The 20,412-nt window shown below is 62.1% G+C and carries 10 protein-coding genes, 3 tRNA genes and 3 rRNA genes; 2 read left to right on the forward strand and 14 right to left on the reverse strand.

The annotated features are described in order from the left end of the window. Window positions 1-205: 205 nt before the first annotated feature. Complete coding sequence (locus TRD_RS04630) at window positions 206-619, reverse strand: DUF192 domain-containing protein (protein WP_015921967.1); 414 nt, start codon at window positions 617-619, stop codon at window positions 206-208. Between the two features lie 51 nt (window positions 620-670). On the opposite strand from TRD_RS04630, the gene TRD_RS04635 reads away from it, so the two are divergent. After that, complete coding sequence (locus TRD_RS04635; RefSeq protein WP_015921968.1) at window positions 671-2,806, forward strand: copper resistance CopC/CopD family protein; 2,136 nt, start codon at window positions 671-673, stop codon at window positions 2,804-2,806. A gap of 16 nt (window positions 2,807-2,822) precedes the next feature. On the opposite strand, the gene TRD_RS04640 is transcribed toward TRD_RS04635, so the two are convergent. The 12 genes from TRD_RS04640 to TRD_RS04695 form a co-directional block, all read right to left on the reverse strand. Continuing rightward, the gene (locus tag TRD_RS04640) at window positions 2,823-3,734 is read right to left on the reverse strand and encodes a type II secretion system F family protein (protein WP_015921969.1); all 912 of its coding nucleotides are present in this window, start codon (window positions 3,732-3,734) and stop codon (window positions 2,823-2,825) included. 23 nt (window positions 3,735-3,757) lie between these two features. Beyond that, on the reverse strand, window positions 3,758-4,729 hold the full coding sequence (locus TRD_RS04645) for a type II secretion system F family protein (protein WP_015921970.1): 972 nt from the start codon (window positions 4,727-4,729) through the stop codon (window positions 3,758-3,760). Between the two features lie 3 nt (window positions 4,730-4,732). Beyond that, window positions 4,733-6,184 (reverse strand): TadA family conjugal transfer-associated ATPase, encoded by a 1,452-nt coding sequence (locus TRD_RS04650; protein ID WP_015921971.1) that lies wholly within the window; start codon window positions 6,182-6,184, stop codon window positions 4,733-4,735. Between the two features lie 5 nt (window positions 6,185-6,189). Next, window positions 6,190-7,467 (reverse strand): CpaE/TadZ family protein, encoded by a 1,278-nt coding sequence (locus TRD_RS04655; RefSeq protein ID WP_081433413.1) that lies wholly within the window; start codon window positions 7,465-7,467, stop codon window positions 6,190-6,192. After that, entirely contained in the window at window positions 7,464-8,459 is a 996-nt protein-coding gene (cpaB, locus tag TRD_RS04660; RefSeq protein WP_015921973.1) for a Flp pilus assembly protein CpaB, read from the reverse strand. The genes TRD_RS04655 and cpaB overlap by 4 nt, the downstream gene beginning before the upstream one ends. A gap of 126 nt (window positions 8,460-8,585) precedes the next feature. Then, entirely contained in the window at window positions 8,586-11,207 is a 2,622-nt protein-coding gene (locus TRD_RS14825; protein WP_041435974.1) for a phosphatidylglycerol lysyltransferase domain-containing protein, read from the reverse strand. A gap of 54 nt (window positions 11,208-11,261) precedes the next feature. Continuing rightward, window positions 11,262-11,336 (reverse strand) — tRNA-Met (locus TRD_RS04670). Between the two features lie 42 nt (window positions 11,337-11,378). After that, window positions 11,379-11,497, reverse strand: a 5S ribosomal RNA gene (rrf, locus tag TRD_RS04675). A 98-nt stretch (window positions 11,498-11,595) separates the two neighbouring features. Further along, window positions 11,596-14,583 (reverse strand): 23S ribosomal RNA (locus TRD_RS04680). Window positions 14,584-14,704: 121 nt separating this feature from the next. Next, window positions 14,705-14,777 (reverse strand) — tRNA-Ala (locus TRD_RS04685). 15 nt (window positions 14,778-14,792) lie between these two features. After that, window positions 14,793-14,866: transfer RNA gene (locus tag TRD_RS04690), tRNA-Ile, on the reverse strand. A gap of 205 nt (window positions 14,867-15,071) precedes the next feature. Continuing rightward, a 16S ribosomal RNA gene (locus tag TRD_RS04695) occupies window positions 15,072-16,593 on the reverse strand. The 16S, 23S and 5S rRNA genes sit together here with 3 tRNA genes alongside, the layout of an rRNA operon. Before the next feature lie 470 nt (window positions 16,594-17,063). Here TRD_RS04695 and TRD_RS04700 point away from each other — a divergent pair. Next, entirely contained in the window at window positions 17,064-17,840 is a 777-nt protein-coding gene (locus tag TRD_RS04700) for a gamma-glutamyl-gamma-aminobutyrate hydrolase family protein (protein ID WP_015921976.1), read from the forward strand. Between the two features lie 60 nt (window positions 17,841-17,900). Here TRD_RS04700 and lon read toward each other — a convergent pair whose 3' ends face one another. Continuing rightward, window positions 17,901-20,399, reverse strand: a complete 2,499-nt coding sequence (gene lon, locus TRD_RS04705; protein WP_015921977.1) for an endopeptidase La — start codon at window positions 20,397-20,399, stop codon at window positions 17,901-17,903. Between the last annotated feature and the right edge of the window lie 13 nt (window positions 20,400-20,412).

Genomic DNA, 20,412 nt, shown 5'->3' on the forward strand with positions numbered 1-20,412 from the left:
ATGAGTGCTGCAGGCCAGTCGACGCAATCGGCGCATACTGCACTTGGTTTCGGCGCGAGACCATCACAGCGCACACACCGGGGGTGGCAATCCGCGACACGGACCAGACTCCGCTGGCACTCCGAGCACCACCACGCACCAGGCCAACCACATCCGCTGCAGGTTGGCGAGAAAAACCAGCGTTCCACGCAATCACGAAGCGCCACTAGAACGGTTCGGTGACCGAGTTGTCTTGCCACGGCACTCTTTCCCCATCGGCTCGGCAAAGAGCCAACCTGCATCCTGGAGCTAATCCGAACTGCCGAACGGTTCCAGCAGGTAATTCTATGACGATTTGACTTTTCCAATGGATCGGACCGATTCGCTGTGGTCGCACCTGTTCGACGACACGTTGCACTGTCCCCCGGTGATCGAGAAACAGAACATCGATCGGAAAGCGCATCCCGATGGTGTGGATCGCCGAGCACGGACGAAGCACGAGTGCCTGAGCAGCACAGAACTCCTTGCGTCCGATCAAGCCGCGGAGCCGGTTCCACCAGCTGGCAGCAAGCTCGACCCGTTCAGCGATGCAGCGGCCACTGTCCAGGTCGATAAGCCGCCACTCTGCGCTCTGGCTCATCCCGCTTCACCTCGCTTTCCCTGCTACCATGATGCTTCGGGCGGATGCTCGATGACGGACAGGAGGCTGACAACGCGACTCTCTCGCTTCGGAATCCTTCTACTCCTCCTCGTTGTTATCGGTTTCCTCGCACCAACGCAACATGCCTTTGCTCACGCCGTCCTGCTTTCAGCCAACCCAGCACCGAATTCCCTCCTCGACCGTCCGCCGAAAGAGGTCGCCTTGACCTTTTCCGAGCCGGTTACACCGATCGGCGCCGGACTGACCATCGTCACGCCCGACGGGCGAACGATCCGTACCTTAACTATCGCGACCAGCCCGGAGGGCACCGTTTTGCGACTCCCCTGGGATGCAAACCTCTCGCAGGAGGGGACATACCTTGTCCAGTATCGAGTGATGGGACGCGATGGTCACCTGATTGCTGGTCACTATGTCTTTTCGATCGGTCGTGCGACTGAACCCCCGCCGCTGTCGGCTTCTGGTAGTGCGCAACCGCTTCTGGAAGCCATTGCGCGCTGGCTTCACCTCTTGGGACTCGTTCTCATCGCCGGAAGCGTGACCATCGGACTCCTCGGACGCGGTATTCACGAAATCGAGGCGGTTGCTCGACGACTCATCCGGATCGGTCATCGCGGACTGCTTCTCATCGTGATGGCCAGCTTCCTCTTGATTTCCGCGCTGTTCGCACCGCCGCCGAACATGACGGACTCGCTCGTGCTGCGTTCGATCGCCGCGACACCAACTGGCCAGCTTTGGTCAGCCAGTTTCCTCGTTGCACTCGCCGGGTATCTCTTGCTCCTCGCGCGATTCTCCGTCAGCATCGCCTCGGGATCACTCCTGCTCGTCGGACTGGCGCTCGCTGTACTCCGTGCCGCCGCTGGCCACGCTGCCACGAGCACCTATCCTCTCGTCGGTATCGTCCTCGCGACGGTTCATCTGGTCAGTGCCGCGGTGCTCGCTGGAGGTACGCTCGTCGGACTCTCTCTCGCACGGCCTCTTCTCAGCGCTTCCGATCGCTCGCGTGCAGCTGCTGAGCAGATACTTCGCCGGTTCGCGCCCGTTGCCCTCGTCTGTGTCGAACTCTTGACGATCAGTGGTGCGTACGCGCTCTGGACGAATGTGGCCGATCCCGCACAGCTGCTCACGACTACCTATGGCCGCATCCTCACTCTGAAATTTATCGTTGCGAGCATCTTCGGCGTCACAGCCGCCGGGGCGACTCTTTACTGGTTCCGTAGGCGCGCCGTTCCGTGGTCGCTCTTACGCCTGCAGGGGATGGAGATGCTGCTTCTCCTCATTCTCGCTACCGGGCTTGTCATGCTCCCACCAGCACGTCGTTTCGAGCCGTCAGGTTTTTCGCAGCCTCCCCTCACGCTCGCGGCCAATGCTGGTCCCTACTTGGTAACGCTCTCGATCGAGCCGGCACTCCCTGGACCGAACCAACTCTCGCTCACGCTCAGCGCACCGAACGGGGAACAGATCAGCGATGCACATGTCGTCGCCGAGTTCAGCGCAGCCGATGGACCGCGCGTTGTCGAGCTCCGGCGAAGCTCCACAACCTATACAGGGACGATCGCTCTCCAACAAGATACCTGGACGGTTCTGGTTTACGTCAGGCGACCAGGCGAGTCGACGCCACCACCGGCTCGCTTTCGGGTACCGATTCCGGTGCCGGATGCACGGATTTTGCTCGAGCGCGCTGATGCGGCGATGAATCGCCTGCGGGCAGTGGAAGAACGAACGACGCTGACAAGTGGAGGACCAGTTGTAGAAACCGTAATCCGGTACCAGGCACCGGATCGTGCAGCCTACACGGTGACAACCTCCGGTCGCCCTCCTACCGAAACGATCATCATCGATGACCGACGATACGATCGTGCTGGTGATGGACCATGGACTGTGACACCATGGCCGGGAAGCGAGCCGTTCCGGTGGCCAAATTTCCGCTATGCTCGAACAGCTGAAGAGGCTCGTCTCCTCGGCATCGAATCGATCGACGGCACACCCTGCTATGTTTTATCCTTTTACGATCCGGCGAGCGAAACGCGCTACCAGATGTGGATTGGCCTTGCGGATTTCCTGGTTCGCCGATACGAGATGATGGCGATCGGTCACTATATGGTTGGATCCTTCGCCCGCTTCGATGACCCGACGATCGTGGTCGATCCCCCTCCTCTGAGCGACTGATATCTCTCGTCGCTCGCTAGCGGAACGCCTCGACGATGCGCGGGATGGCTGGCCCCAAGATCACGACATACAAGGCAGGGAAGATGAGGAACACCATCGGGAAGATCATTTTGATGGGGGCCTTGTGCGCCAGTTCCTGCGCGCGTTGCCTCCGGCGCAAGCGCATCTGATTCGCCTGCGCCCGAAGCACTTGGCTGATGCTGACGCCGAGTTGGTCTGCTTGGACCAGCGAAGCAATGAAAACGTTCAAGTCATCGACGTTCACCCGTCGGGCGAGATCACGGAGCGCCTGCCGGCGAGGAATTCCCATGCGCATCTCCGAGAGGGTACGCGCGAACTCTCGGGTCAACTCGTTATCCCATTTCTCGACCACACGCAATAAAGCCTGATCGAACCCCAGGCCCGCCTCGACGCTGATGACCAAGAGGTCGATAGCATCGGGAAGGGCTCGCTGGATCGCTCGTTTCCGTTGTGCGATCCGTCTACTCAACCAAGCGTTGGGCACTATCCAGCCGAGAGCGGCCAGTACGAACGGCAAGCCAACCCGGTACTGAACTGGCCCACTCCCGGCAAGAGTCAGGACGATCGCAAAGGAGGCCATGGTGAGCGCGAGTCCGAAGCGGAGACCGAGAAACGTCAAAGGGCGCAATGATCCATCCAGACCTGCCTCGACGAGTCGTTGTTCGATCCTGTGCAGCGATGCCCCAGGAGTGAATCGCAAAACGAAGTGCGCGAGCCGCTCGGCCAGAGGCAGAATCACCCGGTGTCGAAACGGAACCGCAAGCTCGAGATCGTCGAGAGACGGGGGCCGCTGTGCGAAACGAGCCAAGCGCTCTTCGAGGACGACTTGGCGGCGTTCGGCCCGAAGTCCGAGCACCATCACCACCAGGCCAGCAGCGGCCAAAACGAGACTTGCAGCAGCCAGCATCGTCCACTCCGAACGCCGAGCTCCTAAACCTCGATCGCCACGATTCGGCGCATCACCACGAATCCGAGCACCATGCAGATCACGGCCCCGATCGGCATACAGATCCAGGGCCATCGCAATAGGCTCAGCAAATAACTGGGGTTCAAGAGAAAGATAAGAATCGCGAGCCCCACAGGCAGAAGCGAGATAATGTAACCAGATAGACTCTGCTGGGCTGTCAAAACACGAATTTCACCCTTGATGCGCACGCGCTCTCGAATCGTTTCACCGATTATTTCGAGAATCTGGGCGAGATTGCCGCCGACCTCGTGGTTTATGGCGATCGCTGTCACCAGGAGATCGAGATCCTCGCTTGGTATCCGTTCGAGCAGATGGTCGAGTGCGTCCTGGAGGGGAACACCGAGGCCCACCTCGCGAACGACCCGCCTGAACTCCTCGGACATCGGGGGGGCAGACTCTCGCGCGACTAAGTCCATCGTTTGGAGTAGGCTGTAACCAGCACGCAACGAGTTCGCCATAAGCCCGATCGTGTCGCCCAGCTGATTCACGAACCGTTGCAAGCGGTGCCGTCCTCGCCAGAGAACATAGTAGTGCGGTGCCAACCAACCACTGACTGCGAAGACGAGGCCAGTGAAGAGCCCGAGCAGAGGTTGCGTTATCCCCCGCCCCAGCAGGAATCCGATCACGAAGGCGAGCAGCGTCACTAACCCGCGCAAGAAAAGGAACTCTCCCACGGTCAGACGGATATCGGCACGAGCCAGACTCATCCGGATCGCTTCGGCGAAGGGTCGCCCGCGCACAGCACGATCCAGCTGGCGAGCCAAGAGATGAGGACCCGCTGTCACTTCTTCCGGCGCCGACTCGCTGCGCGCGAACTGTTCGAGTCGATGATCCAGTGAGTGACCGCGAGACCGCGCGTGCAAACCCGCCAGAACGAGCATCACAGCGGCTCCAGCGAGGGAAACAGCGATGAGGAGGAGCGGATCCCCGAACACCGACTACCTCCCGAAAGGTCGCTGGTAGTTCACACCGAAGATCTGTGGAGGCAAGTAAATGTTGGCAACCTCGAACTTTTCCACGAACTTGGGTCGCACGCCGGTCGGCCTGATGCGCCCGAGTACCTTCCCGTTTTCGAAGCCTGTCTGCTCGAAGACGAAGATGTCTTGCAGGACGATGACGTCCCCTTCCATTCCCTGGACCTCGGTGATCGCGACGATCTTCCGCGACCCGTCCTTGAGACGCGCCATGTGGATGATCAAATCGAGTGCGGATGCGATCTGTTCACGTATGGCCCGCACTGGCAAGTCCATCCCGGCCATCAGCACCATCGTCTCTAAACGGTGGAGTGTGTCGCGAGGACTGTTCGAGTGGACTGTGGTCATCGAACCATCGTGACCCGTATTCATCGCTTGCAGCATGTCGAGCGCTTCGCCACCACGGCACTCGCCGACCACGATCCGGTCGGGTCGCATCCGCAAGGCATTGATCACCAGGTCACGAATCGTGACTTCACCCTTCCCTTCGATGTTGGGCGGCCGCGACTCCAACGTGACGACATGCTCCTGACGGAGCTGAAGTTCGGCAGCATTCTCGATGGTCACGATGCGCTCATCACTAGGAATGAACGACGAAAGAACATTGAGGAGCGTCGTCTTGCCCGACCCGGTTCCGCCCGAAACGACGATGTTCAAGCGCGCATTGACGCATGCCTTCAAGAACTGCGTGATCTCGGGTGTCATGGTCCCGAAGCGAATCAAATCATCGACTGTCAGCGGATCACGGCTGAATTTCCGAATGGTCAAGCAGGGGCCGACCAACGATATCGGCGGTATGACCGCATTGATTCGGGAGCCATCAGGGAGGCGAGCATCCACCATCGGCGAGCTTTCGTCGATGCGCCGTCCGAGCGGTGACACGATCCGGTCGATGATGCGCATGACATGGTCGTCATCATCGAACTCGATCGCCGTTTTCTCCAATTTGCCGTTCCGCTCGACCCACACCTGCTTCGGACCGTTCACCATGATCTCGGTCACGGTGTTGTCCTTCAGCAAGGGTTCGATCGGGCCATAACCGAGAATTTCTGCAACGATCGCTTCGAACAGCCGGTGCCGTTCCGTGCGACCGAGGACGATTCCCTCCGATTCCAGCACCGAGAGAAACGTTTCCTCGAGGGTACGGCGCACACGATCAGGGTCGCTGAGATCCATGCGCGGATCGAGTTCAGCGATGACCCGCTGTTGCACTCGCCCCTTGAGCTGTTGAAAGGCATTCTCGTTGGATGAAGCCGCAGCACTCGCTCGCAGACTCGGTCGTTTGAGCGTCTGCGCGAGTTGGCCGGTTCCCATCGGTCCGCGTGACTGCTCTGGCTCGTCTGGGCGATCGGCCGGCACTTCGGTTGCGAGCAGACCAGTGTCACCTGCCGTACTCAATCGCCGGAGAAGCGACATGGCACTCATCTCCTCCCGTTGGTCCATCGGTGAGAGACGCTCAAGAAAGGCAGGCGACGTTTGCGAACCCTTGCGTGCAGCACGGCTTCTCGCGACTCGTTCGCCAGGAGTTCTGCCAACTGTATCAACTCAGCCGTGATGCGATGCTGTCGGTGCTGCCAGGCGAGCGGCGTGCCCTCGTTGATGCTCGCGATCACCGCCTGAGGATCAGACGAGATGCGGATCGGAATGGACAAGCGGAGACTCGCTTCTACCTCCTCCACAGTCAGTCCGCTTCCGGAGCGCTGCTGATTCAAGACGAACATGATCCGCTTCTGCTGGAACCCGAGTCGCTCGACGAGTTCCAGGAACCGTTTGGTCTCTTTGATGGCCGTCATTTCGAGCGTCAAAATCCAAATCAACGTCGAGGCGACATCCGCACAAGCCAGCGTGATGTCATCATACCCACCACGTGTGTCGACGATGACGAAGTCAGCACGACGCCGGAGTTCTGTCAGCACTTCCTGTATACGCTCAGCGCCGATCCGTTCTGCGTCCTCGAGTTGCGCCGGGGCGAGCACGACTCCAACTTGACTGACATGACGGGTCACGAACTCGTGGATGAGTTCGCCATCGAGTGGACCAGCGAGCCGCGCCAGATCCGTCCAGGAACGGTGCGCCGGGAGATTGAGAAGGACGGCAACGTCTCCGCGCATGAGGTCGGCATCGACTAGTACGACCTCACGTTGCAGCGCGCGCTGAAGACAAATCGCGAGGTTGGTGGCGATGAACGTTCGACCGACACCGCCCTTGCTGCCGAGTACCACAACCACTTGCCCCTCGCGCCTCGTGACTGGTTCGTGCACCGGAGCGAGGGGAGCAGCAAAGACAGTCGCGGGAGCGGGCATCATCGACTGTGGATTCGCAACGTGCCCCACACGCCGGACAGCCTCGATGAGGTCATCGTAGCTGAATGGCTTACTGAGATACTCCCGTGCACCGGCCAGCATCGCCCGACGCAAGATCTCGGGATCCTGTTCCACGCCGAGCAGAATGACCCCGATTCCTGGCGCGCGAGCCGTGATCGCGCTCGCGACCTCGATCCCATCGAGGTCTGGAAGTGTCTGGTCGAGCAGGACGACGTGTGGAGCCAGTCGAAGCACAAGGTCGATCGCTTCTTCGCCGCGCGCCGCTTTGCCGACAACCTGGAAGTCCGGTTCGAAAAAAAGCAGTCGTTCGAGGTTGTCCCGACTCTCCGGGATATCGTCGACGATCACGATGCGCAAAGTACTTTCGCCCGTCATCGCGGCCCCCCGCTGACCACCACCGTCCCTGGAACTGGCAGTCCATACCGCTCGACCAGGCGATCGTAGGTCACCCCGTCCGTTTGCACGGGTTGTGCATCGCCACGCGCCCGGAGAATCACCTGATAGCGGACGTTTTGATCGAGGAGAAAGCTGATCAGCTCGGCCTGTTCTGGATCGACCTCGACGATCAAGAGATCGACCGGTGGTAAAGTCGCCTCGTTGGCCGTCGGCATGGGAGTACGCGTCGGCTCGGTACTGGTGAGTTCAGAACGCGCTTGGCCGGGCGACCTCACGACCACCGACGTTCCCGCAATGACCTGCAGGATGCGAAGGTTTTGCACGATGATTTTTGTGATCGGCTGCCCCTCGCCCGTATCGCTGATCACGACCCGAGAACCTGGCTCACCCGGATAGGGATAACGACGAGATTGGCTACTCCCGCTTCCGGGTTCGGGGAGCTTGACCGACTCGGGCGGTGGGCTGAACCCCTGTGCGCTGTCGGCGAGTTCGAGTGGTTCGGTAGGAAGGATCCGCACGAGGTCGAGTCGTCCGGCATAAATGAGATCGATCGAGTCGTTGGGTTGGAGCAGACCGCCGAGCGCATTGATTCGATCCACAGGGATGGCCACTGCACGCTTACCAGGCTGCACAGTGTTCGAGACACTGGGTAAGACCAGATTCGCCAGCAAGATACGCTGCCCAGCAACGAGATCACCGGCGACGACGAGCCCGACCACTTGATCAGGCTGTCGCGCGGTGCCGGGTGCGACTGAGGCAGGATCCGTCTCCACGACCGTCACATCCTCGCTCGTCAGCACTGAGCCAGCACGCACGTCGCGCGCTGCCACGACCACCTGTGTGGTAGGCGTGGTCGTCTGCGTTGGCATCACTGGCTCACGTTGGCGCTGCAGGGCGATGATGCCGAGAACGACCGCGACCGTTGCCAGGACGAACCCGGCGAGAAGATACAGGCGACCTGCTCGACGCATGGTGCCTCCCGCCACGAACCATTCCCATCATCGTTTCCACGGCACGGGAGAAGTCCCGCCACATAGGTGAGAAGTATGAGAGACCTAGCCAATACGAGGGATGCCTGACCAGGAGAGACAGGTGACTCAGGCGATCTGCAACTCGGGAAGATCGCTGTCCACGTGCGAGACCTCGGTGGAAGTCGCTTTCAACAGGGCTAATCCGATAGCGGGGAGTGCACTCGCTGAGCGGAAGACGAGAAAGCGCGGTTCCCAGCGAGGATCGAACTTGGCCTTGAAATGGCGGAGCCCTTGGACAGAGAAAAATGGTTCGATGAGCCGGAAAAAGTGTTCCCGAATCGGGTCCGTCCCCACAAGCGGTAGGTCTACTCCACTCAGCGGAGCTAGACCCAGCGAGAACGATGTATATCCCTGCTCACGCAGCCACTGGAAGAGCAGGGCGAACAAGACATCCATCGCACCGTACGGCTGGTGCCGACGCCGCATGAGGTCGATCGTCGCCTGGCCTGGTACTCCACTCGGTATGAGATTCGCGAAGGCGACGACTTTACCAGTCGGATCCCGGATCAGCGCGACAGGGGTCGATCGCACATAGGCACGGGAAAATTGTCCCTGCGTGAACCCGTGTTCGCGTCGACCTGGCAGCGACAACCATTCATTGGAGACGTCCGCGAGTTCTTCGACCATATCGTCGGGAAGCGGCGGCTCGAGCACCTCGAACCGGTAGTTCTCGCGCTGCGATCTCCGCACGAGGTAGCGCAACTCTTTCAACCCTGGGCGATCGAGCGACCACGTTGTGAGATCAACGACTGCCTCTTCGCCTATTTTGAAAAATCGCAGCCCTCGCGCACGGTAGTCGGCCAGATACTGCTCCCCAACTTGATGAAATGCTGGTTCCCAGTCGTTCAGATCGCAGAAATCGAGAAAGCCGTCCAGAGCTGTCCCGAATCGCTCCCCACACACATTGGGATCACCGAGTACCAGTGCGACCCGACCGACGATGCGGTAACTCACCACTCCACGCACTTCTCGCGGGAAGAAGAAGAGCTTGTCAGGCCAAAACTTGAAGAAGTCGAGGGACGAGTTGCCGCATGCTTGAATGATGGCTCGTGCTCGCTGCCGTTCTGATTCGTAGCCCCATGACCGCCAGATCACCGGCCGCCCGATGCTCCAGGCGGCGTTCAGAAGGGATGCACCCGCGAGCAGCGTGACAGAGTCGAGAAACCACCCTCCGTAACGCGACACTGGTTCGACAGCCCAGGGCAAGAAGCCCCATGCCGATCGTATCAGTACCGTGAGTGCATCCCAAAACGAGAGATGCTTGGGAACGAGCGCGTGTCGGCTCAAGAGCATGAGCCCGATCGTGCCATAGAGCAACGTGGTAGTGAGGCCAAGACCGGCCAGAGCGAATCCCCTCCAAATACTCGGGATATCTGACCGAACTCGATAGGTGCGCCAGCGCACGAGCAGAAGCCCGAGCGCGAGCATTGTGAGCGCCAAAAGGAGTTCATCGCGTCGCCCGATCAACTGATGGAACAACGAAACGCTAAGCAGCAGTGTCGCCACAAGCCAACCTGTACGTTTTCGGCGCCACACCTGCCAAGCGATGATGATCGACAGGAAAGCCACGAGTAATTCGAGATTGCGAGAGAACTCCCACGGTTCGAGCAGTCCAGTGGTCTCCAGACGACGAGGCACCACTCGGTGATGGTGCGGTTCGAGAAGCCCGACCATGCCCACGATTCCCGACCAAAGGAGCAGTAATGCGGGAAGGCGATCCAATGCACGGCGGATCACCGGCTCCCGCTGCACCGAGAGTGCAGTACCGAGCAGAAAAGGGAACCAAAGTTCATGGGCCCGCCAGAGCAACACGGCCGCGAGCGCAGTCGGTGCAGGGAGACCCAGAGCCGTCAGCAAGCTCGTCCCAGCGAGTTCGACCGCTCCGCTTCCCTGCGCGAATGGAATCAGGAATGCAAAGAGATAGGCACCTTGATAGGCGATGAGTGCTTCAGCGAGCGTCAACGCCCCGCCGACGACTCGCACTCCACCATACAGAATGGCAACATTGAGAAGATCGACTGCGAGTGCCAGGACGAGAACTCGTCCGAGTCCGGAAATTCGGTACCAGCGAGCGGTCTCCACGAATCCCCGAACGAGCGACATCCTCGACAAGCGTGGCATACCGTGACGCAGTGCCCACGGTAGCAAGAGAAGCAACACGATGGGCACGAGAGCGCCGAGAAAGAGAAGCAAGGAGAGAGGTAGTGAGATAAGCTGTCGAGTGACGAGGAGCAGAACAGTGAGTGGAAGCAAGAGCAGGAAAGAGAACAATCCCACGACACCATAGGTTACTGTGGCAGCCACTGCTGCTGTCGTCGGAACACCTACTGCTTGCAGATCCGCCGCGAAGACCAGGACGCCGGCTGCCGAGCCAGCTGGGGTGACAGTACTAACCGCGACCCGATGGAGATCAGCCCGGAAGAGTCTCGAGAGCGGTACAGAAAACCCCGAAGCAGCGAGCAGGAGACGCAATTGCCAGATGATGGACAGCAGAACGAGCCCTTGGGCAGCACTGGTCAGGAGTAGCCATTGTGGTCGGACAATTGGGAAATGACGCAATTCCGCCAGTTCAGTTCGATGCCGCAAGAGAAACAAGGTCACCAGCAAAACGAAGATGAAAAACCACGCTCGGGCGGCAAACGCGCGAAACCGGGACCAGCTGCCTGAAATCGAGAAATCGCCCGACACGTCGTCCTCCTCATGTGACGAGCCCTCGGCAGTGCTGCCGAGGGCTCGTCGTTCTGGTAGCGGGGGTGGGATTCGAACCCACGACCTCTGGGTTATGAGCCCAGCGAGCTGCCGCTGCTCCACCCCGCGGCGGGCGAGCGGATGGGTCATCGCGAACCTTCTCGTCGGGTGTGCGCGCAGCGGCCTCGCCTCCCACGCGGTTGCCCGCGCAGTACTCTCCGGCGCTGGTGTGGGGCACGACCCGGTTCGGGATGGAGCGGGGTGTTGCCACACCGCTCTCGGCCACGCGCACACGCGACGAGAAGGAAAGACGCTTCGACGGACGGGCTCGATCGCTGAGGTCGGCTCTGCTGTGCCTGCTTGCTCGGTGGACGGGCGAGAAGCGAGGTGAGGACTGGCCTCGGCCATGAGGACGGCTTGGCTCCAGTCGGTTACCCGCTGTCCACCGGCCGCCTCGCTACCGGGTCATCTCCCCGGGGCCTTACCCCCGTGTGGGGTGGGACGGCTCATCTTGGGGTGGGCTTCCCGCTTAGATGCTGTCAGCGGTTATCCCGTCCGGACATGGCTACCCAGCGCTGCCGGTTGGCCGACAACTGGCACACCAGCGGTCCGTCCAGCCCGGTCCTCTCGTACTAGGGCCAGCTCCCCGCAACCGTCCGACGCCCGCGGCGGATAGAGACCGAACTGTCTCACGACGTTCTGAACCCAGCTCACGTGCCGCTTTCATGGGCGAACAGCCCAACCCTTGGGACCTCCTCCAGCCCCAGGATGCGACGAGCCGACATCGAGGTGCCAAACCGGGCCGTCGATGTGAACTCTTGGGCCCGATCAGCCTGTTATCCCCGGGGTAGCTTTTATCCGTTGATCCACGGCCCGCCCACACGGAACCGTGGGGTCACTTGGCCCGCCTTTCGGCCCTGCTCGGGATGTCCCCCTCGCAGTCAAGCCCCCTTGCTGCCCATGCACGCTCCGGCCGATTGCCATCCGGCCTGAGGGGACCTTTGGGCGCCTCCGTTACCCTTTAGGAGGCGACCGCCCCAGTCAAACTGCCCACCAGCCACGGTCCCTGCCCGCGTTCCCGCGGGCCAGGTGAGGGCGCAAACCCCGCCAGGGTGGTATCTCACCGGCGGCTCCACGGAGCCTGGCGGCCCCGCTTCTCAGCCTCCCACCTATCCTGCACAGGCCGGGCCCGCACCCAGTGGCAAGCTGCAGTCAAGCTCCACGGGGTCTTTTTGTCCCGCCGCGGGTCACCCGCTTCTGCACGGGTCCAGCAGTTTCACCGGGCCCCCCGTCGAGACAGTGCCCACGTCGTGACGCCTTTCGTGCGGGTCGGAATTTACCCGACGAGGAATTTCGCTACCTTAGGACCGTTATAGTTACGGCCGCCGTTCACCGGGGCTTCCCTTCGGGGCTCTCCACCCCTCCGGTTCACCTTCCGGCACTGGGCAGGCGTCAGCCCCGATACGTCGGCTTTCCGCCTTCGCCGAGACCTGTGGTTTTGGTAACCAGTCGCGCGGGCCTGCTCTCTGCAACCCCCTCGGGCTCATCACCCTACCGGGGCCCCCCTTCTCCCGAAGTTACGGGGGCAATTTGCCGAGTTCCTTGACGGGGGTTCTCCCGTCCGCCTCGGTGTCCTCCACCAGCCGACCTGTGTCGGTTTGCGGTACGGTCACCGCCGCCCTCGCTAGAGGCTTTTCTCGGCCAGACCGCCAGATCCGCTCGGCAGGGCCGCACCCCCGCCTCGCACTCGCCAGTCGGCGCTTCCGGCCGGGCTTTCCCTCGGCCACGCCCTCTGGCTTGGACGGTCCCTCCGACCGCCGGACCCTCGGCCTGGCGTCCCCCCATCGCTCGATCGGGCGCCGGTGGGGCCGGAATCTTGACCGGCTGCCCCTCGCCTACGGCTTCCGCCCTCAGCTGAGGACCGCCTCACCCGCAGCTGACGAGCATCGCTGCGGAACCCTTCGGCACTCTCCGGCGGGGCGGATTCTCACCGCCCTTCCGCTACTCGTGCCGGCATTCGCACTCGGCGCCGCTCCAGCACGGCTCCCGCCGCACCTTCCCCGCCGACGCCGACGCTCCCCTACCGCCGCACGCCGCCTCCCGCAGCGCGCGACCCGCGGCTTCGGTGCCGGGCTTCGCCCCGCGTCATTTTCGGCGCACGGGCGCTCGACCAGTGAGCTGTTACGCACTCTTTCAAGGATGGCTGCTTCTAAGCCAACCTCCTGGTTGTCTGCGCACCCGCACCTCCTTGACCACTCAGCCCGGACTTGGGGACCTTAGCCGGCGGTCTGGGCTGTTCCCCTCTCGACCCAGAACCTTTTCGCCCCAGGTCTCACTCCTGCCGACCAGCAGCCAGCATTCGGAGTTCGCCTCGGCTTGGTAGGCCAACGCCCCCGCACCGAAACGGTGCTCTACCTCCAGCTGCCTCCCAGCAAGGCTGACCCTCAAGCCATTTCGGGGAGAACCAGCTATCTCCGGGTTCGCTTGGCATTTCACCCCTACCCCCAGCTCCTCCGAGCCCTTTGCCACGGACACCGGTTCGGCCCTCCACGCAGGTCTCCCCCGCGCTTCAGCCTGGCCAGGGGTAGCTCACCCGGTTTCGGGTCGGCCAGGCGCGACTTTCTCGCCCTCTTCAGACTCGCTTTCGCTCCGGCTCCAGGTGCCTCCCCCTTCGCCTCGCCACGCCCGGCCACTCGCCGGCTCATGCTCCAATAGGCACGCCGTCACCGCTCAGCGCGGCTCCGACCGCCTGTGGGCACACGGTTTCAGGCGCTCTTTCACCCCCCTCGCCGGGGTCCTTTTCACCGTTCCCTCACGGTACTCTCCACTATCGGTCGGTCAGGGTGTTTAGCCTTGGAGGGGTGGTCCCCCCAGCTTCCCACAGGGTTCCTCGTGCCCCGTGGTACTCACGCACCTGTCCCACGAGCACCTGAGCAGTCCGCCTACGGGACTCTCACCCTCTCCGGTCGCCCCTTCCAGCAGCGTTCGGCTCCCACTCAGGCACCCGCGGCCGCCCTGCCGCTTGGCCCGGACAGGCCGTCCAACCCCGTCGCCGCTTCCGGACGGCAGCCCTCTGGGCGACGACGGTTTGGGCTCCTCCCGTTTCGCTCGCCACTACTCCGGGAATCACTCTCTCTTCCTCGGGGTACTGAGATGTTTCACTTCCCCCGGTGCCCACCCTCCCAGTCGAGCAAGAGGTCCCCCTCTCACCCTTCCCAAGAGGGCGACGCGGCTCCCCACCGCGCCAGGTTGCCCCATTCGGACACCCCCGGATCTCCGCTCGCCCGCAGCTCCCCGGGGCGTTTCGCCGCTCGGCCGCGTCCTTCCTCGGCCCTGACCACCTAGGCATCCACCGTGTGCCCCTCACCCCAGTCCGCACCAGTAACTTCTGCTCGCCACCGGCAAACAGGCACAGCGGAACCACCTCGGCGCTTTCGAACCCGTCAGTTCAGCGCGATGACACATCCACTCGCTTGTTAAGGTGCCTGCGCTCGATGTGGAGCTGAGGGGACTCGAACCCCTGACCTCCGCCGTGCAAAGGCGGCGCTCTCCCAACTAAGCTACAGCCCCATAATCGACGCACGGTGGGCGTTCCTGGATTCGAACCAGGGACCTCACCCTTATCAGGGGTGTGCTCTAACCAACTGAGCTAAACGCCCACGCCACCCCGACAACTCGGGTGTGGTCGAGTGCCAGCGACCGACCTCGACAACGAGGTGACGGCTCCGGGTTCGGGGACCAGCAGGCGGACACCCTCCGCGGGGAGCATCCCCGCCTCCTCAGGCGAGCCTCCCTGGCCCCGCCCCGTCCTGCACCCTCCGGTGCTGCGCCACCCCGGTTGACCCGGGAGCCAGTGCTCCCTAGAAAGGAGGTGATCCAGCCGCACCTTCCGGTACGGCTACCTTGTTACGACTTCGTCCCAATCACCAGCCCCACCCTCGACGGCTGCCCCCAGCGTGCGCCGGTTGGCCCACCGGCTTCAGGTGAAGCCAGCTTTCGTGACGTGACGGGCGGTGTGTACAAGGCCCGGGAACGTATTCACCGCCGTATGGCTGACCGGCGGTTACTAGCAACTCCGCGTTCACGCAGGCGGGTTGCAGCCTGCGATCCCCACCACGACCGGGTTTGCGGGATTGGCTCCAGGTCGCCCCTTCGCTGCCCACTGTCCCGGTCACTGTAGCGTGTGTGTCGCCCAGGGCGTCAGGGCCATGCTGACTTGACGTCATCCCCTCCTTCCTCCGGGCTTTCCCCGGCAGTCGGGTCAGACACCCGCGTAACTGACCCCGAGGGTTGCGCTCGTTGCGGGACTTAACCCAACACCTCACGGCACGAGCTGACGACAGCCATGCAGCACCTGTGCCACCGCTCCCTCACCGGGCACCCCAGCCTTTCAGCCAGGTTCGGTGGCATGTCAAGCCCTGGTAAGGTTCTTCGCGTTGCGTCGAATTAAACCACACGCTCCGCTGCTTGTGCGGGCCCCCGTCAATTCCTTTGAGTTTTAGCCTTGCGGCCGTACTCCCCAGGCGGCGGGCTTACTGCGTTGGCGCCGGCACGGATGGGGTCAACACCACCCACACCTCGCCCGCATCGTTTACTGCGTGGACTACCCGGGTATCTAATCCGGTTCGCTCCCCACGCCTTCGCGCCTCAGCGTCAGGTACGGGCCAGCGGGCCGCCTTCGCCACCGGCGTTCCTCCCGATCTCTACGCATTTCACCGCTACACCGGGAATTCCACCCGCCTCTCCCGCCCTCGAGCCAGGCCGTCCCGCGCGACCCTCCCCGGTTGAGCCGGGGACTTTCACACGCGGCGTACCCAGCCGCCTACACGCCCTTTACGCCCAGTGACTCCGGGTAACGCTCGCCCCCTACGTCTTACCGCGGCTGCTGGCACGTAGTTAGCCGGGACTTGCTCCGAGGGTACCGTCGCTCGATCGTCCCCCCGAACAGCGGTTTACACCCCGAAGGGCTTCCTCCCGCACGCGGCGTCGCTCCGTCAGGGTTGCCCCCATTGCGGAAGATTCCCTGCTGCTGCCTCCCGTAGGAGTCGGGCCCGTGTCTCAGTGCCCGTGTGGCTGGCCATCCTCTCAGACCAGCTACCCGTCATCGCCACGGTAGGCCGTTACCCTACCGTCTAGCTGATAGGCCGCAGGGCCCTCCGAGCACAGCACAGTCGCCTGCGCCTTTCCTTGGCCGGCCCACCGCCAGCCAAGCGTATGGGGTATTAGCCCGAGTTTCCCCGGGTTATCCCCCGCACCCGGGCAGGTTCCCCACGTGTTACGCACCCGTCCGCCACGGTCGGCACGCCAGAGCGTGCTCCCGTCCGACTTGCATGCATTAGGCACGCCGCCAGCGTTCCCCCTGAGCCAGGATCAAACTCTCCATCCCCGATCACTCCATCAGACCTTGCCCGTCCTCCGAAGAGAACGAGCCAAACTCTCGATCGATCCGAGCTGTCGGCCGCTTCCGGCCACGAGGGCTCGGTGCACTCGACCACACCCCAGTTGTCAAGGTGCTCGCGGAGCACTCCGCTCCGCCAGACGCATCAGATACTATACCCAGCCAGCTCGCTCGTGTCAAGGGGATCGCTCACGATCCAACGACCCCCGCTTCCTCTGTCCCTCTCGCACGACCCTCTTCCAGTCTCCCGGTCGCCCGTGCCAGGCACCCAGCCAACCACCACAACAGTCAGCCCCCTCCGCCCCACGCTCACCAGTACCGTGCCCGGTCCTCTCAGTCCACTCCCAAAGTCTCTCCCACCGGCGCTTGCACCGCAGTATCATGCAGGGTGAGCGTGAACCGCTCGCAAATCGGTTCCACTGCGATCCGCTGCTCGTTTGCCGGGAAAGGAGCGTTTCGTGCAACGACCACTCATCGGGATCACCCCCGATCTCGCACACCAAGAAGCCGCCCACGGTCCAACCGAGCGACTTTTCCTCAACCTCGATTACGCGCAAGCCGTCTGGCAGGCTGGAGGCATACCCGTCGTGCTCCCACCGATCGATGAGCCCGAAGCCTTCCTCAGCTCCTTGAATGGGCTTCTCCTCACTGGCGGCGGCGATATCGATCCCCAGCAGTACGGCGCAGCAACCACCCATCCCCTGACGTACGGTGTATCCGAGACTCGCGATCGCTTCGAGATCGCTCTGATTCGTGCAGCACTCGAGCGTGACTTGCCTGTCCTCGCCATCTGTCGCGGCATCCAAGTGCTCAATGTCGCGCTCGGTGGTACGCTCTACCAGCACCTGCCCGATGAAATTCCCAATGCCCTGAACCACCGCCAACATGAACTCGGCATCCCATCCGGCGAGGTTGCACACCCGGTCACCATCGTTCCCGATTCCCTTCTGGCCCGTATCGTCGGCACGACTGAACTTATGGTGAATTCCTATCATCATCAGGCAGTTGCAACGCTCGCCACCCCACTCCGGGTTGTGGCCGTTGCTCCTGACGGAGTCATCGAAGCAGTCGAGCTTCCGGGTCGGGGCTTCGTGCTCGCTGTTCAGTGGCATCCGGAACGCCTTTTCGAGCGTTTCCCCGCGCACTTCGCCTTGTTTGCGGCCCTGGTCGATGCAGCCCGAGCAACACGGCTTCGTCAACAGCCAGCACTCGCGCGAATCGACAGCGAAACATGAGCGAGCGGGGCTGGTCGTTGTCCGCCCCGCTCGTAGAAGGTCTGTGATCGACTCGTCCACTCAGCCGAGCGCGACGATCGATTCCACGGCGGCTTCCGTCTGCTCACCGCGACGACTAACCTGAGCGAGTCGCTGCTGGAACTCATCCGGCATGGCGGCTCTGAGAACGTCATCGATCGTTTCCACCAGCACGAACCGCATGTTCTCGCGGAGTGTCGGCGGCAATTCGTCGAGATCCATTTCGTTGCGCTTCGGCAAGATGAACACCTTGATTCCCGCTCGCTGAGCCGCTAGCGCCTTTTCTTTGATGCCCCCCACCGGCAGTACTTGCCCACGCAGTGTGATCTCTCCGGTCATCGCCACATCCTCCCGGACCGGAATACCGGTGAGGAGGGAAACCAGAGCTGTCACCAGCGTGACGCCTGCCGAGGGACCATCCTTCGGAATCGCACCCGAAGGAACATGGATGTGAATGTCCGAGTCCTTCATGAAGTCCGGCTCGATACCGAATTGCTCAGCCCGGCTCCGCACGATGCTGAGAGCAGCCTGGGCCGACTCGCGCATCACCTCGCCGAGTTGCCCAGTGATGATCAGGTTCCCGCGACCAGGCATGCGGGTCGCCTCGATGAACATGATGTCGCCACCTACCGGCGTCACCCCGACACCGATCGCCACGCCCGGCTGCGAGGTGCGTTCCGACAATTCCTCGTAGTGGTATCGCCGCTTCCCGAGGAATTCGTGCACGACGTCCACAGTGATCTCGCGCGGAATTTCTTGTCCCTCGGCGAGACGCGTCGCCAGTTTGCGCGCGATCGCCGCGATCTCGCGCTCCAGGTTCCGCACGCCAGCCTCGCGCGTGTAATGCTGAATAATCTCGAGAATCGCCTCGTCACTGAAGACGAAGTCCTCCGGATTCAACGCGTGCCGACGGAACTGCTTCGGAATCAGATAGCGGCGTGCGATCTGCAGCTTCTCTTCGTCGGTGTACCCGGACAGCACCAAGATCTCCATTCGGTCGCGCAAGGCCGGCGGAATCGTGTCCAAAACGTTGGCGGTCGCGATGAACATGACCTTCGAAAGGTCGAATGGTACGTCCAGATAATGATCGCGGAACGTACTGTTCTGCTCCGGGTCGAGCACCTCGAGCAGTGCCGAAGCCGGATCACCACGCCAATCCGTTCCGACTTTATCGATTTCGTCCAACACGAAGACCGGATCGTTCGTTCCCGCTCGGCGGATCGCCTGGATGATCCGACCAGGCATTGCGCCGATGTACGTACGCCGGTGCCCGCGGATCTCCGCCTCATCGCGAACGCCACCCAGCGACATACGAGTGAAGGCTCGACCGAGCGCGCGAGCGATCGACTGGGCCAGACTCGTCTTGCCGACACCCGGCGGTCCCACGAAGCAGAGAATCGGCTCGCGTCCAGGCTCGCTGTCCTCACCGCGCTCCTTGCGTAGGCGCCGGACAGCCAGATACTCCAGGATCCGCTCCTTGATTTTCTCCAGGTTGTAATGATCCTCGTCGAGAATTTGCCGCGCCCGAGCGATATCGATCTCGCCTTCAGTGCTGCGGTTCCAGGGTAGCGAAACCAACCAGTCCAGATAGGTCCGGATGACACCATATTCGGCTGACGCCGGCGGCAGTTTGCTCATCCGCTCGAGTTCGCGCAATGCCTCGCGGCGAGCCTCCTCCGGCATCCCGGACTGCTCGATCTTGGCCCGAAACTCGTTGATTTCTGCTTCCTGCTCGCTCGTCTCCCCCAGTTCGCGTTGGATCGCCTTCAGCTGCTCGCGCAGGTAGAACTCGCGCTGCGAGCGAGCGACCTCCTCCTGGACTTCGCTCTGGATCTTCTTGCCCAATTCCAGGAGATCCAGCTCGCGACTCATGAAGGCATTCAGACGCAGCAGCTTGTCACGCACACTGTCGAGTTCGAGCAGCGCCTGGCGCTCCTCTGGGTCCATCCGGAGGTTGGACGCCAAAAGATAAACCAGGTGCAAGGGATCGTCGATGTTGAGGGCCGCCGTGACCAACTCCTCCGGCAAGTTGGAAACCAGCGAGACCAGTCGCTGGAATAGCTCGAGCGCTGTCCGCGTCAACGCCTTGACTTCGATCGTATCCTCGACCAGCTCAGGAATCTCCTCGACGAGCGCCTTCAGGTAGGGTTCCTCAGCTACCCATTCCACGATGCGTACGCGACGCAACCCGTGGACAGCCAATCGCACGGTTCCATCGGGCACGCGCATCATCTGCTGGATACTGCCGATCGTCCCAACCTGATAAACGTCGTCTGGACCGGCCCCTTCCTTCTTCGGATCCTTCTGCAAAACGAGGACAAGCAGACGGTCACCCGATGCGACATCGTCGATCAAGCGCAGCGATCGAGGCTGACCTGCTGCCAAAGGAACCACGGTCGTCGGGAAGACCACCGTGTTGCGCAGCGGCAAGACAGGTAGGAGCTTCCGCTCACGCGCGACTTCCTGCTCGACCGCCTCCTCGTTCTCGACCGTTTCCTCTTTCCGTGCTTCCAATTCTCGGTTACGCAGTTCGTCCATCATCGATCGACTCCTC

Origin of the sequence: Thermomicrobium roseum DSM 5159 (assembly GCF_000021685.1) — a bacterium.
In the GTDB taxonomy this organism is placed as follows: Bacteria; Chloroflexota; Chloroflexia; order Thermomicrobiales; family Thermomicrobiaceae; genus Thermomicrobium; species Thermomicrobium roseum.

Bases quoted from the DNA above. Each gene is read 5' to 3' on its own strand.
- TRD_RS04630 (WP_015921967.1), bottom strand. From the start codon at position 619: ATGAGCCAGAGCGCAGAGTGGCGGCTTATCGACCTGGACAGTGGCCGC.
- TRD_RS04635 (WP_015921968.1), top strand. From the start codon at position 671: ATGACGGACAGGAGGCTGACAACGCGACTCTCTCGCTTCGGAATCCTT.
- TRD_RS04640 (WP_015921969.1), bottom strand. From the start codon at position 3,734: ATGCTGGCTGCTGCAAGTCTCGTTTTGGCCGCTGCTGGCCTGGTGGTG.
- TRD_RS04650 (WP_015921971.1), bottom strand. From the start codon at position 6,184: ATGTCGCTTCTCCGGCGATTGAGTACGGCAGGTGACACTGGTCTGCTC.
- TRD_RS04655 (WP_081433413.1), bottom strand. From the start codon at position 7,467: ATGACGGGCGAAAGTACTTTGCGCATCGTGATCGTCGACGATATCCCG.
- cpaB (WP_015921973.1), bottom strand. From the start codon at position 8,459: ATGCGTCGAGCAGGTCGCCTGTATCTTCTCGCCGGGTTCGTCCTGGCA.
- lon (WP_015921977.1), bottom strand. From the start codon at position 20,399: ATGATGGACGAACTGCGTAACCGAGAATTGGAAGCACGGAAAGAGGAA.